10 protein-coding genes are annotated in these 14,042 nt (G+C 43.2%); all 10 read right to left on the bottom strand.

Annotated elements, in window-relative coordinates:
• Positions 1–3: 3 nt before the first annotated feature.
• The 10 genes from pknB to G4417_RS01225 all read right to left on the bottom strand — a co-directional run bounded on the left by pknB (position 4) and on the right by G4417_RS01225 (position 13,450).
• Positions 4–2,187, bottom strand: a complete 2,184-nt coding sequence (gene pknB, locus G4417_RS01270) for a Stk1 family PASTA domain-containing Ser/Thr kinase (RefSeq protein ID WP_173682345.1) — start codon at positions 2,185–2,187, stop codon at positions 4–6.
• Complete coding sequence (locus tag G4417_RS01265) at positions 2,181–2,927, bottom strand: Stp1/IreP family PP2C-type Ser/Thr phosphatase (RefSeq protein ID WP_173682344.1); 747 nt, start codon at positions 2,925–2,927, stop codon at positions 2,181–2,183. Before G4417_RS01265 ends, pknB begins: the two co-directional genes overlap by 7 nt.
• 1 nt (position 2,928) lies before the next feature.
• Positions 2,929–3,969, bottom strand: coding sequence for a 23S rRNA (adenine(2503)-C(2))-methyltransferase RlmN (rlmN, locus tag G4417_RS01260; protein ID WP_173682343.1), 1,041 nt, complete (start codon positions 3,967–3,969; stop codon positions 2,929–2,931).
• A gap of 3 nt (positions 3,970–3,972) precedes the next feature.
• The gene (rsmB, locus tag G4417_RS01255; RefSeq protein ID WP_173682342.1) at positions 3,973–5,325 is read right to left on the bottom strand and encodes a 16S rRNA (cytosine(967)-C(5))-methyltransferase RsmB; all 1,353 of its coding nucleotides are present in this window, start codon (positions 5,323–5,325) and stop codon (positions 3,973–3,975) included.
• Positions 5,318–6,013, bottom strand: coding sequence for a zinc metallopeptidase (locus G4417_RS01250; RefSeq protein ID WP_173682341.1), 696 nt, complete (start codon positions 6,011–6,013; stop codon positions 5,318–5,320). The genes rsmB and G4417_RS01250 overlap by 8 nt, the downstream gene beginning before the upstream one ends.
• Before the next feature lie 4 nt (positions 6,014–6,017).
• Complete coding sequence (fmt, locus tag G4417_RS01245; RefSeq protein WP_173682340.1) at positions 6,018–6,965, bottom strand: methionyl-tRNA formyltransferase; 948 nt, start codon at positions 6,963–6,965, stop codon at positions 6,018–6,020.
• A gap of 122 nt (positions 6,966–7,087) precedes the next feature.
• A complete protein-coding gene (def, locus tag G4417_RS01240; RefSeq protein ID WP_173682339.1) occupies positions 7,088–7,564 on the bottom strand; it encodes a peptide deformylase in 477 nt (158 codons plus the stop codon).
• 108 nt (positions 7,565–7,672) lie between these two features.
• Positions 7,673–9,892, bottom strand: coding sequence for a replication restart helicase PriA (gene priA / locus G4417_RS01235; protein ID WP_173682338.1), 2,220 nt, complete (start codon positions 9,890–9,892; stop codon positions 7,673–7,675).
• A gap of 26 nt (positions 9,893–9,918) precedes the next feature.
• Positions 9,919–11,376 (bottom strand): UDP-N-acetylmuramoyl-L-alanyl-D-glutamate--2,6-diaminopimelate ligase, encoded by a 1,458-nt coding sequence (locus G4417_RS01230; RefSeq protein WP_173682337.1) that lies wholly within the window; start codon positions 11,374–11,376, stop codon positions 9,919–9,921.
• Positions 11,377–11,566: 190 nt separating this feature from the next.
• A complete protein-coding gene (locus G4417_RS01225; protein ID WP_173682336.1) occupies positions 11,567–13,450 on the bottom strand; it encodes a DUF7507 domain-containing protein in 1,884 nt (627 codons plus the stop codon).
• Positions 13,451–14,042: the final 592 nt, after the last annotated feature.

Genomic DNA, 14,042 nt, shown 5'->3' with positions numbered 1-14,042 from the left:
GGATTACTCTGCCTTAGCAAATGTAATGGAATAATTTCCAAGTTCCTGATAAACACCATTGATCTGTTCGGACAGATATAAAGTACCCTCACTGACACCAGACGCACCTGTGATATCCAGATCATACGGGAACTGGATTACCTGATTTTCCAGAACAACAGAGGCAGTCGGGGTTCCGTTTACATTCTGGACCAGCTCCAGACGGACCGGACCTCCGGAATATCCTGACGGGGTATTCAGAGTCTGTGTACATTTCCATACTTCTCCCGCTGCAACAGCTGCACTGTTATCTGCTGTCTGTACCGTGTTATCAGATGCACTCTCCATAGTTGTACTGTCGCTCTGAGTTGTCGGTTCCTGAGACCCTGTACTTACTGTGATCACCACATTCACATTATCAGGATCTTCCCAGTTTCCGGCTTCCGGCTCCTGGGAAACCACTTCCCCTGCTGCCACTTCCGTACTCTTTTCTTCTTTTACCTCTACATTGAGGAATTTACCGAAAGTAGTAACTGCATCATTCTTTGTCATTCCAACAACACTTGGAACTTCCACGCTGTCACCGTAGTCAACTCCACGGCTGACAATCAATGTGACAGTATCTCCTGATGAAACATTTTCACCCGCAGAAGGAGTTGTGGAAACTGCATATCCGGGATCTGTGACCGGTGTACCGTCATCATTCAGTTCACTGTATTCTTTCTGAACATTGACAGTTAATCCCATGTCTTCCAGTGTCTGCTGCGCATCCACACCTGTCTGACCGTCCACATCGGGAATTGTAATCTGCTGTGTACCCTTGCTGATGTAATACTTGATAGTCGTATACTGCTCTACTTTGCTTCCTTTTGGAATATCCTGAGAAGAAATCGTTCCCTTAGCCTGAGTAGAAGCTTCCTCACCCATAGGCTGAATTCCAAGCTTCATATCTTTTGTCATATCCTTTGCTTCATCCTCAGTTTTTCCCCGCAGATCCGGCACAGTTACCATTCCATCATCATCCGTTTCCGACGTATCTGATGCCTCATTTTTTTTGTCTGTATCACTGCCGCTTCCAATAAGTCCGGATGCTTTTCCTGCAACCAGAATGATTGCGACCAGAATGACGATTCCCATAAGGAGCATGGCAATCGTCATTCCATGTCCGCCGCGTTTTTTCTTCTTCCCGGTCTTGTCAGATCTGTTTCTGCGTTTTTTCTCCTCTGGCTCATCATCATAATCTGTTTCATTGATTTCTTCTTCCAGAGTTTCAGGTTCCGATTTTGAAATCTGCTTTGGCATATGCTTGATCTCGCCAAGTTCTTTATCCGAAATTACAACAGTTTTTGCTTCATTATCCACAGAAGTCAAAGTTACGAAATCTCCCTGGGGATCGATCAGAGAATGCTTCAGATCCGCGGTCACATCCTCCATATTCTGATAACGGCGGTCCACACTCTTCTGTGTACATTTCAGAATGATCTGCTCCAGACTGTGCGGAAGCTCCGGTGTGTAAACACTGGGCGGAACAATCTCTTCCTGAAGATGTTTGATAGCGATGGCTACTGTCGTATCTCCATCAAAAGGAACCTTGCCTGTCACCATTTCATACATCGTAATACCCAGCGAATAGATATCACTCTTCTCATCACTGTATCCGCCTCTGACCTGTTCCGGTGAACTGTAATGAACAGATCCCATCACATTTGAGCTTATGGTATTGGAAGAAGCAGCCCTTGCAATACCAAAATCTGTCACCTTTACCTTTCCATCCATGGAAATGATAATATTCTGCGGCTTTACATCACGATGTACAATCCCGTGGCTGTGTGCGGCTTCAAGCCCCATAGATACCTGGATTGCAATACTGGTTGCCTCTTTTACAGAAAGCTTACCCTTTTTGGAAATGTATTCTTTAAGGGTAATTCCTTCGATAAGCTCCATAACGATGTAATAAACCCCGTTATCATCCCCCACATCAAATACATTTACTATATTCGGATGGGTCAGGACTGCCGCAGCCTGTGCTTCACTTTTAAATTTCCGGATAAATGTTGTATCCTCTCTAAATTCCGGCTTAAGAACTTTTACAGCAACAAACCTATTCAGCTTATGGTCTTTTGCTTTGTATACGTCCGCCATTCCGCCGGTACCAATTTTTCCTAATATCTCATAGCGCTCTGCTATGATCATTCCCGTTTTTAACATGCTTTCACCTCATCTGCGAATGGTTCTACCAATACAATTGCAATATTATCCTTGCCACCATTGCGGTTTGCTTCTCTGATAAGTATCCTGCCTTTTTCATCCAGATCTGTATCTGTGTCAGAAATAATCTCTTTAAGCTGGCTGTCCTCAACCATGTTGCTGAGTCCGTCCGAACACATCAAAACCACATCTCCGGGTTTCAGTTTCAGATCAAAGAAATCAATATCCACTGTCTTTTCTGCTCCAAGTGCCCTTGTAATGATGTTTTTCTTCGGATGTTTCCTTGCCTGTTCAGCATCAAGTTCTCCCATCCTTACCATTTCCTGCACCAGTGAGTGATCCCTTGTTATCTGCTGAATCTCCTCTCCGATCACGTAAAGCCTGCTGTCACCTACATTTGCCACATAAGCGTAATGTCCTACAATAGTAGCTGCCACCATCGTAGTCCCCATTCCCCTGAGTTTCTCATCCTGCTGTGCCTGAGTAAGAATCTCGGTATTTACACATTCAATGGCATGACGGATTACTTTTACCGGATTAAAATCTGCATCCTGCCGGATTTCCTCCACCATAGATGTAACGGCATGAGAAGATGCATAATCTCCTGCATTATGACCTCCCATACCATCTGCAACAACAAACAGATTCGGAAGATTTCCAACCGGGTCAGCAGTTGCAAACACATAATCCTGGTTCATTTCCCGCTTTTGCCCGACATCAGTAGCTGAATATATCCTCATGTCACTTCTCGCTTTCTGTTTTTTCCATATAACTTTTTCTTAGCTGTCCACAGGCACCGTCAATATCACTGCCCATTTCTCTTCTAATAGTAACATTTATTCCACATTTTTCAAGTTTTATTTTGAAATTCTCCACAGCCTGTCTTGTTGAACGCGCGAAAGAACGCTCCTTAATAGGGTTTACCGGAATCAGGTTTACATGACAGTTTATATCTCTGATCCTGCCGGAAAGTTCTCTTGCATCCTCATCGCTGTCATTGACTCCAGCTACCAGACTGTATTCAAATGTAATCCTGCGTCCCGTTTCTTCAAAATAACAGCGGCAGGCTTCCAGAACTTCATCCATGCTGTATTTGTTTGCGATCGGCATCAGTTCCCGGCGTTTCACATCATTAGGTGCATGAAGAGAAAGTGCAAGGGTCATCTGAAGCTTTTCTCTCGCAAGATCATAAATCTTCGGAACCAGCCCGCAGGTAGATACGGTCAGATTTCTCTGACTGATGTGAAGTCCTCCGTCCTCTGTCAGGATATGTATAAATCTGAGAAGATTCTCATAATTATCCAGAGGTTCCCCTGTTCCCATGACCACAACATTGGAAACTCTTTCTCCCGTCAGAACCTGTATCCTGTATATCTGGTCCAGCATTTCTGAGGGAAGAAGGCATCTGGTCAGTCCTCCTATGGTAGAGGCACAGAATCTGCATCCCATACGGCATCCCACCTGGGAAGAAATACAGACAGAATTTCCATGTTTGTACCGCATGAGAACGCTCTCTATTACATTCCCGTCGCTGAGACGAAACAGATACTTCTGTGTACCGTCAATCTTGGATGTCTGTACATCTACCATTTCCAGTGCTGTAACAGGATATTCTTTCAGCTTTTCTCTCAGGCTTTTGGAAAGATTGGTCATCTCGTCATAAGAGGTAACCAGATGTTCATGCAGCCAACTGTAAATCTGTTTCGCACGAAAAGGCTTGTCTCCAAGCGTAATCATCAGTTCCTTTAATTCATCGATTGTCATTGACTTAATATCTGTCATTATTTATTTTCTCCTGAATTTTGCAATAAAGAAGCCATCTGTTTTGTGCACTCCCGGCAAAAGCTGCAGATAACCCAGAGCTGTTGTCTCAGAATGCAGTTCCTCCGGCAGATAAGGATCAATACTTTCCAGTTTAAACGGATGATTATTCATAAACCACAGCATATTCTCTTCATTTTCTTCTTTTGCAATGGTACAGGTACTGAATACCAGTACTCCGCCCGGCTTCACATATTCCGCTGCACAGTCAAGGATTGTTCTCTGAAGGATCACGATCTCTTCCTGTTTCTGAGGCGTTACTCTGTATTTGATCTCCGGCTTTTTTCCAATTACTCCATATCCTGAGCAGGGAACATCTGCAAGAACAATATCTGCCTTCAGTTCTGAATCCACGTCAAATACTGTAGCATCCATCACATGAGCCTGCACATTGATACAGTCAGTTCTGTGAACATTCTCTTCAATCATATCCACTTTATACTGACTGACATCACGTGCGTCTACTATTCCGTAATCTCCCATCTTATCTGCAATATGAAGACTCTTTCCGCCAGGTGCCGCACACATATCTATCACATAATCCCCTTTTTGCGGATCTGCAACTTCTGCAACCAGCATGGAGCTTACATCCTGGACCTGGATCTTTCCCTGGATAAAGGCATCTAGTGCAAGAATGTGGTTATAATTTGAAATTTCATACGCATATGGCAGATAAGGTGCAGGTTTCACCTTTACTCCCTGATCGACCAGGCTCTCATAAATCTCTTTCTGTGGATATTTATGGGTTCTGCAACGCACTGTGATCGGCTTCTCTGTGAGAAAATCTGCAAGGATCTTCTCTGTCTTTTCTTCCCCGTAATCTTCAAGCCAGCGTTTTACCAGTGTTTCCGGCATGGAATATCTGACAGACAGATACCTAACCGGATTTTCCTCTCTTAATGGAAATTTCAGATTTTTCCATTCTCTGGCAATCGTACGAAGCACACCGTTTACAAAAGGTTTCAGACTGTAAAAACCTTTTCTCTGTGCCAGTTTTACTGCCTCATTACACACTGCACTGTCCGGCACACTGTCCATAAATCTGATCTGATAGACAGCACTTCTCAAAATTTCCCTAATCACAGGCTTCATTTTATCTACAGTTACTTTTGAATATGAATTAATAATATAATCTATTAAAATACGATATTCCAGTGTTCCTTCACAGACTCTGGTGATAAAGGCTCTCTCCTGTCTTGGAAGGAACTGATATTTGGAAAGAGCATTGCGGATTGCAATATGGCTGTGTTTTCCCTCTTCCTCAATTTCCAGTAATATCTGTAATATCAGTTCTCTTGTATTTATTCCATTAGTCACGATCTCTTCCTCCGGCAAGTATGATCAATCTTAAAAGCTGCAGGATTGATGAAGCAAGTGCTGCAACATAGGTGAGTGCTGCCGCTGTAAGAACCTTTCTTGCACCTTTTACCTCATCGTTTCCAAGCATTCCTGAACTTCCAAGCATTTTCAACGCTCTTGAAGAAGCATTGAATTCTACCGGAAGAGTTATAAGCTGGAAAATAACTGCAAAAGTAAACAGTATAATTCCCACAGTCAGCAACGGACGGATGGAAAAGATCAGTCCCGCCAGGAACAGTGGCCAGGAAAGTGTAGAACCAAGGTTTGCAACAGGTACAATCGCAGAACGAAGATTCAATGGCATATAGTTAGTTGCATGCTGGATAGCATGTCCGCATTCATGCGCAGCCACTCCGATCGCAGCCACAGATGTTTTATCATATACATCCTGGGAAAGTGCCAGTTTCTTACTTCCCGGATCATAGTGGTCTGTCAGGCTGCCGGATATGGGTACTACCGTAACATCTGTAATTCCTGACATACGAAGAATCCTTCTGGCAGCATCAGCTCCGGTAAGCCCTGATGCACTGTGTACTCTGCTGTAAACAGAAAATGTACTCTTTACTTTTGCAGACGCCAGCAAGGACAGCACCATTCCGATAACCAGCAATAAATAAGTAGGATCAAAATAATAATATCCGTACATCTAATCACTCCTTATGATCTGTAAAAACAATTCCAGTTTCAATATGATATCCCCGGAGAAAAGCTTCCGTTTCCATACGCTTCTTACCTTCCAGTTGTACCTCTGTAAGGATCAGCACTCCTTCTCCACATGCTGTATGGATTCCCTCTTTATCTGTCAGGAAGATTGTTCCAGGAGCAGCCTCTGTTTTCTCAGTGCTGACTTTACATTTCCACACTTTCAGAGTTTTTCCATTAAGAAATGTATAAGCACTTGGCCATGGATTCAAGCCACGGACAAGACGTTCCAGCTCTTCTGCAGATTTTCTGAAATCCATCAGTCCCATCTGTTTGGTGATCATAGCCGCATAAGGTGTAGGACTCTCCTCCGGCTGTTTCTCAAACTTTGCTGTTCCCTGCTCAATAGATGGCAACGTCTTTATCAGCAGTTCCGCACCGGCCTGCGCAAGTTTTCCAAACAGACTTCCACCGGTTTCTTCCTGAGAGAGCGGGATTACAATCTTTGAAATCATGTCACCGGTATCAAGACCTTCTCCCATATGCTGGATCGTTACACCAGATACTTTTTCCCCGTCGATCACAGCCTGCTGGATCGGAGCTGCTCCCCTGTACTTCGGAAGAAGTGATGCATGGATATTGATACATCCAAACTTTGGAAGTTCCAGGATTTCTTTTGGAATAATCTGTCCATATGCAGCAACAACTATGATATCGGGATTGATTTCTTTTAGGATATCCAGAAACTCAGGATTATTTCTTACTCTTTTCGGCTGATATACAGGAATCTCATGCATAACAGCTTCTTCCTTTACAGGTGTAGGCAGCAATGTTTTCCCGCGCCCTTTCGGTTTATCAGGTTGAGTCACTACTGCTGCCACCTCATATCCGGCTTCCACCAGTGCATGTAATGAGGGTACTGCAAAATCCGGTGTTCCCATAAATACTGTCTTCATTTATATAATCTTACCTCTTCTTTCTTCTGCGGCATTATACTGCCTGCACATTTCTCTTTATCTTTCAGACAATTACCGTTCACTCCGTGCCCGGCAACACACTTCATGAGATATTTCCTGTATCACTCCTCATCCTCGTCATAGGAAACATGATGAAGTTCTCCTTCTACCAGTTCTGTATACATATGTCCATCCAGATGATCGATTTCATGACAGAAGGCACGAGCAAGAAGACCTTCTCCTTCATATTCTACTTCGTTCATATCTTCATCCAGTGCTTTTACTTTTACATAGTTCGGACGTGTTACCTGACCTGCCATTCCAGGCACACTTAAGCAGCCTTCATCACCAGTCTGCTCACCTGATGTTTCAAGAATTTCAGGATTGATCAGTACAAGTGGTCCCTCTCCTACATCGATCACAACGATACGTTTCAGCATACCAACCTGTGGTGCGGCAAGTCCCACCCCCATTGCATCGTACATGGTGTCAAGCATATCTTCAATCAGATCATGGATACGTGGTGTCATCTTCTCTACTGGTCTGCTGACCTTTGTAAGTACTTCGTCGCCTTCTACTCTGATTTTTCTAAGTGCCATTTTTATTCTCCTCTTCTCTGATTATTATTATCGCAATTCATAACTGTTCAATACCTTCACAGTTATGTTCTCCGCTTGCAGCGATGAAATTAAAAAAAACTGCCATAATTAACTGAAATCAAACTGTATGTATATTTTCCGGAAACCGGAATTTATCTCTATATATTTCTCCATCTGGTCTTTGATATGCACCAGAGTTTTATAATCTTTATGTTTCAGATAAATAACCTGTCTGTAAATATCTTTTACTTTACCGACCGCCGCATATGCCGGCCCGATAACATGCAGGTCATTTTCTTTGTATATCCTTTCTATATAAAGCTTCAGGTAATGCATAGCCTGGGTCAGCTTCTCATCTTCAGGGCCAGAGCCAAGAACTGCCAGCATATGAGCCGCAGGAGGATAGTCCAGAAGCATACGGTAACTCATTTCTTCCTCATAGAATGCCTGATAATCCTGCACTGCTGCCGCCTGGATACTGTAATGATCCGGATGATAGGTCTGGATCACTGCTTCTCCCGGCTTTTCCCCCCGACCGCCCCGGCCTGCTGCCTGACAGAGTAGCTGGAAAGTACGTTCCGCACACCGGTAGTCCTCAGCGTTCAGAGAAAGATCTGCTGCAACTACTCCCATCAGTGTAACATCCGGGAAATCATGTCCTTTAACGATCATCTGCGTTCCGATCAGCACCTCTGCCTCATGAGCCGCAAAAGCTGCAAGGATTTTCTCATAGCTGCCCTTGGTTCTCGTTGTATCAAAATCCATCCTGAGAGTCCTGATTCCCGGAAAGGTTTCCCGCACAATCTTCTCAATCTGCTGTGTTCCTGCCTTAAATCCGCCGATATAAGGCGAACCGCACACCGGACATGTCTCTGGCTTTCCTGTTTCATATCCGCAATAATGGCACAAAAGTCTTTCGTTATTGTGCTCTGAGAGAGAAACATCACAATGAGGACACTTCATCACATGTCCACAGGAACGACATGAAACAAATCCTGCATATCCTCTGCGGTTCAGAAAAAGCATTACCTGTTCTTTTTTCTCAAACCGGCTTTTCATCTTTTCCCGAAGTTCTCTGCTCAGTACAGACCGATTTCCTGCCTTTAGTTCTTCCCGCAGATCCACAATGGAAACCTGAGGCATCGGTCTGCTTCCGTATCTCACATTCAGTCGAACCAGACCATATTCTTCCTTCATTGCCTTACTGTAAGCTTCCACTGAGGGAGTTGCCGATCCCATCACTACATTTGCATGTTCAAAAGCAGCCCTCTGGATTGCAGTTTCTCTTGTATGATAACGGGGACTGCTCTCACTTTTATAACTTGGTTCATGTTCTTCATCAATAATGATCAGTCCCAGATTGGCAAACGGAGTAAACAATGCTGATCTGGGACCAATCATTATCTGGATTTCTCCCCTTTTTGCGCGCCTGAGCTGATCATAACGTTCTCCCTGAGACTGTCTTGAATTGATGACTGATACTTTATCTCCAAATCTGGCATAAAACCTGCGTACTGTCTGATATGTCAGCGCAATCTCCGGAATCAGCACGATTGCCTCTTTTCCCTGAGAAATGGTTTTTTCGATCAGCTTCATATAAACCTGCGTTTTCCCGCTTCCGGTCACACCCTCGATCAGCACAGGACGTGGTGAGGGCTTTTCCCACTCTTTTTGTATCTGTCTCACTGCCGCTTCCTGCTCATCTGTAAGGAGCATCGGCGCTTCTTCCGTAATATCATCGATGTTCAGAGGATTTCTCATTATTTCATCATATTCTATGCGGATAATCCCCTGCTCTTTCATTTTCTTTACAACAGCAGAGGTCGCGCCCAGTTCTTTCGACGCCCGGGTAAAATCCAACCGTTTTTTTTCCAGAAGTTCCCGCAGAAGTCTTGTCCTTGCCTTAAATCTTGTCTGTTCAAGCTCTTTCAGCATCTGACAGCCTGCGTCTTCGGAAATGGCCAGACATATATATTTTTTTTCTTTTGCCCTGATTTTCTCCTGAACCGGAAGTACTGTTCTGAGGGCCTGTATCATCGTAGAACCATAATTTTCCCTCATCCAGGCTGCCAAAGCAATAAGTCTGGATTCTGTAGTCTCCTCTCCGCTGCAGATTTTACTGATTTCTTTAATCTTTTCAGGAGCGATCTTAGGTTTATCTGACAATCCGGTCACATATCCTTTACGAAGCTGACTGGAATTTCCAAAAGGGATGGCCACCACCATCCCTGCTTTTATTTCCTTCTCCAGTCTCTCCGGTATACGATATTGAAAACTCCGATCCAGTTTATCACTGGAAATATCAATTATTATATCAGCATATATCATGAACTTATTCCTGTTTGATCCGCCATCTATTTACCGGCAAGAATATCTGCGATCAGGACACGTTCATCCATCGGATATTTCTTTCCCTTAATTTCCTGATAATCCTCATGACCCTTTCCTGCCAGAACTATGATATCTCCCGGTTCCCCATGATGGATTGCATAGGCAATGGCTTCTTTTCTGTCTGCGATCTCCACATATTTTCCATCAGTTTTTGCCATACCAATCTTAATATCATCGATAATCGCCTGAGGTTCTTCATCTCTTGGGTTGTCAGAAGTGATGATTGTAAGGTCCGCAAGCTTCCCCGCAACTTCCCCCATCTCATAGCGGCGGAGCTTTGATCTGTTGCCTCCGCATCCAAACAGACATACCAGTCTGTGAGGATGATACTCCTTCAACGTGGTCAGAAGACTCTCCAGAGCCATGGCATTATGCGCATAGTCGATCATAAGGGTAAAATCATCAGATACTTTCACCATTTCGATACGGCCCTTTACCCTGGCAACCCTCAGTGCTTTGAGAATATTCTCTTCGGAAACCTTAAAATGACGGCAGATTGCGATTGCTGTCAGCGAATTATAAATACTGAATTTACCTGGGATATCAATCTCCACATGAAAATCCAGAAGTCCTTTCAGATGGTAGGAAATACCCAGATATCCTTTACCTCCGACCAGTTTTGCATCTTCTGCACGAAGATCAGCCTCCGGTGAGAACCCATAAGTTTCCAGACTGCAGGTATGGCCTTCGATAATCTTCTCAAAATGCTCGTCATCTCTGTTGACAATTCCTACCTTACACTGCTTCAGAAGCAAGGATTTACATCTGAGATAATCATCAAAATCTTTATGTTCATTTGGTCCGATATGATCCGGCTCAATATTTGTAAAAATACCAAAATCAAAAACAAATCCCTGAGTTCTGTGAAGCATCAGTCCCTGGGAAGACACCTCCATAACCACACAGTCACATCCGGCTTCCGCCATCTCGTGGAAATACTCCTGGATCATATAGGACTCCGGTGTTGTATTCTTTGAGGGAATTACTTTATCACCAATGATCGTTTCAATGGTTCCGATCAGACCTACTTTATATCCGGCATTCTCCAGAATGGACTTTACCATATAAGTAGTGGTTGTTTTTCCTTTGGTTCCTGTAATACCGATTGTCTTCAGTTTCTCTGCCGGATGACCGAAATATGCGGCAGAAATAAATGCCATCGCATATCGGGTATCTTTCACAAGAATGACTGTCACATCCTCCGGTGCCTCAACAGCTTCCTCCACGATCAGAACCTTCGCTCCTTTTGCAACTACATCCGGCACAAATTTATGACCATCCACCACTGCGCCACGGATACAGATAAAAAGAGAACCCTCTTCTACCTTCCGGGAATCATAAATAACATTCTTTACTTCCTGGTCTGTACTGCCCTGAAGGCATGTATACTCCAGCTTTTCTAGCAAGGATACTAATTTCATTTTAATCCTCCATATCATTTCCTGCCTGCCTGAATTTTATACAGCCTTCTGTAACAATTTTCTCAAAATCAGGCGGAGGTGTTTTACTATAGCAATCCTCTAAAATAATGCATTATTTACGAGAATTGCTATAAAGCGTATATTCTATATAAGAATATCACACCTCCCCTGTCGTTTCAACGTTGTTTATCTACTTCTGATGTTTTTTTGTTTTCATATAACAGAATGCGCTGACTCCGGACATAATGGCAAAAATTCCCAGCACAATATACAAAGCTGTTTCCGTTTCGTCTCCTGTACGCGGCTTGGAAGCAGCAGTATAGGCATTTCCGGACTTTGACTCATATCCATAACTCTGAACCGCCACAGGTGCAGACGTAGGCTGTGGTGTGACTGTAACAGTATTATCATTTCCGGTCAGTTTTACATTTGCCTGAGATGTGATTGCCTGTGAGCCGGTTTCATTAGAAGTAACTGTTACCTCATTGACCAATTCCTGACTTGCCTGATATTGAGGAACCGTCACTGTTGCATAGAGTACAAATGCCTCTCCCGGTGCAATCTGTGGAATCAGTGCCTGCGTACCGCTACTGTTTAATGTCACACCTTCTTTCTGGACAAATTTTGCCTGTATTCCGGCATTCCGGAATCTTTCCGTGCTTAAAACCGAATGCAGTGTCCGCTCGCCTGTATTTCGGATACAGATCTGATATGTAATCGTATCCCCCGGATATGCCTGTGTTCTGTCTGCCGTTTTCTCCACCTCAAAGGCGGCCTTTAATGCAGTTATCTCTGTTTTGACAGATTTCTGGCATTCAATATTTTCTTCTTTTCCCGGATGTTTCGCTTTCACAGTTACAGTATTGATAATTTCTCCAGTCTGTTCTTCTGTCGGCTCCACTATCATCCGAACCTGCCTGATTTCTCCGGCCTTAAGACAGGAGATGATTCCCTGCATACCATTTACTGTAAATCCCTCTTCCTGCTTCCATCCGGCTTTCATACCGCTTTCAGAAAAAGTACCGGATATCTCTATATTTTCCAGTGACAAATCTCCTGTATTTTGTACTGACAGTATATAGACCAGTTCCTGTCCTGCACGCGCCTCTTTTGTTTCCTGCTGCAATTGAGCTGCAATTCCTGTTTTTGCTTCCTGTACAGAAAGTAAAGCAGAAGGAGATACCGCCATTGTCTGAACCTCTTCCCCCGCTTTCATCCAGACATATGCTCCTGAACCATCCTGATCTTTATAAAGCGGTGTGTCCTGGCACAGTGGATAATCCACTTGTACAGGAGAGATACGATATTCTTCCCTGAGAGATATCGGTACCTTCAAACTGAAAACATCTGTTTCCGCATCCGAAAGCAGCACCTCACAGGTCAGCTTTGTAATCTGGGTTATCTCACCTTTCTGATTTTGTATCTGCACAGACTCTGCCTGCATATCATGTTTCAGATCATCTTCCTTTACCTGAAAATATTCTGAAATGTATGCTGTCAGAAAATATCTGCTAATCTCTGTATTGGATCTTACTGTTTTTTCTTCTTTTTCTGTAATCTGTTCTCCTGTAACCTGATTTTCATTTTCTTCCGCATTTTCTCCTTCAGTCCGATATTCTTTTCCCACATTTTTTTCCGCATTCTGGTATTCTTCACTTTTTATATTCTCTTCTGCGTTGTGATATTCTTCTCCTTCCTCATTCACCGCTATATTCTCTGATCCGCTTTCCGTATCCCCGGTTTCTGCTTTATATTCCATATTTTCCACTGATGCCACATCTGCGTTCTCCTCTGCTGATACATCCGTTTCTTCTGTCTGCCCATGTACATTCTCCGGATTCGGATTCTCATATTCTTTTTTATACAGTTCTTTCAGGCCACTCACTTCCAGTGTAAGTTCTGCCTGAAAATTCTCCTCATCAGTCCATTCTGCATACTCTCTTAAACTTACGGCAGGCACGGACAATTCTGTTTCTCCGAATTCAGCAGCAGATGCCGCACCGGTTCCCAACATCCCGATAGCAGCAGTCATCATTGCTGCTTTTTTTAACTGATTCCATATTCTTTTTTTCATTCTCTCTTTCTCCTGAAATTTTATTCTATGTTATCTGACGTATTTTTACTGTTAAAACTATACCTTTTTCCTTAGAAGCCTGTCAGACAAATATTCGCAGACATACACATCTCCCCTCTCCATCCCGCATAACAAAATATTTTCAGGGTTTCTGCTCAGGATTTAAAAATATCTCCTGAATCATCAATAAATAGTTGGAAATCTCTGCACCGGACCGGTGCATGAAAATAAGAACGTTGTACCTGCAGAAAACAGGAACGATATCAACAGCTTTCTGTTTCTCCGTAAAGAACACTGTCGATGGTTTTACTTTAACATGTCTCTGTTATAAAAACAAGATACCACTTTTTATTTTTCGTATTTGTTTATAATTCTTTTATAAATTTACCGATTGTTTCAGAAATTCGACATACTTTGAACATAATTTTCCCATATAATTGGTCTTGGATAGATGAAAAACCACTCTCTATCTCCCCCCTCAAAAAACAAAACAGCTTTCACAGAAATGTGAGGGCTGTTTGTTTTTTGCCTTATTTTCTATTGCAATTCTACTTGCAGTCTTTTATAATGTAGGATATCAATATGATTGAAT

Source organism: Blautia wexlerae, assembly GCF_013300825.1.
Taxonomy (GTDB): Bacteria; Bacillota; Clostridia; order Lachnospirales; family Lachnospiraceae; genus Blautia_A; species Blautia_A wexlerae_B.
Note: the sequence above shows the minus strand (reverse complement) of the source record. Positions and strands in the feature narration are given on the sequence as shown.

Coding starts and splice junctions, on each gene's coding strand:
- G4417_RS01225 (WP_173682336.1), bottom strand. CDS start 13,450: ATGAAAAAAAGAATATGGAATCAGTTAAAAAAAGCAGCAATGATGACT.
- G4417_RS01250 (WP_173682341.1), bottom strand. CDS start 6,013: ATGTACGGATATTATTATTTTGATCCTACTTATTTATTGCTGGTTATC.
- G4417_RS01230 (WP_173682337.1), bottom strand. CDS start 11,376: ATGAAATTAGTATCCTTGCTAGAAAAGCTGGAGTATACATGCCTTCAG.
- pknB (WP_173682345.1), bottom strand. CDS start 2,187: ATGTTAAAAACGGGAATGATCATAGCAGAGCGCTATGAGATATTAGGA.
- priA (WP_173682338.1), bottom strand. CDS start 9,892: ATGATATATGCTGATATAATAATTGATATTTCCAGTGATAAACTGGAT.
- G4417_RS01265 (WP_173682344.1), bottom strand. CDS start 2,927: ATGAGGATATATTCAGCTACTGATGTCGGGCAAAAGCGGGAAATGAAC.
- fmt (WP_173682340.1), bottom strand. CDS start 6,965: ATGAAGACAGTATTTATGGGAACACCGGATTTTGCAGTACCCTCATTA.
- rlmN (WP_173682343.1), bottom strand. CDS start 3,969: ATGACAGATATTAAGTCAATGACAATCGATGAATTAAAGGAACTGATG.
- def (WP_173682339.1), bottom strand. CDS start 7,564: ATGGCACTTAGAAAAATCAGAGTAGAAGGCGACGAAGTACTTACAAAG.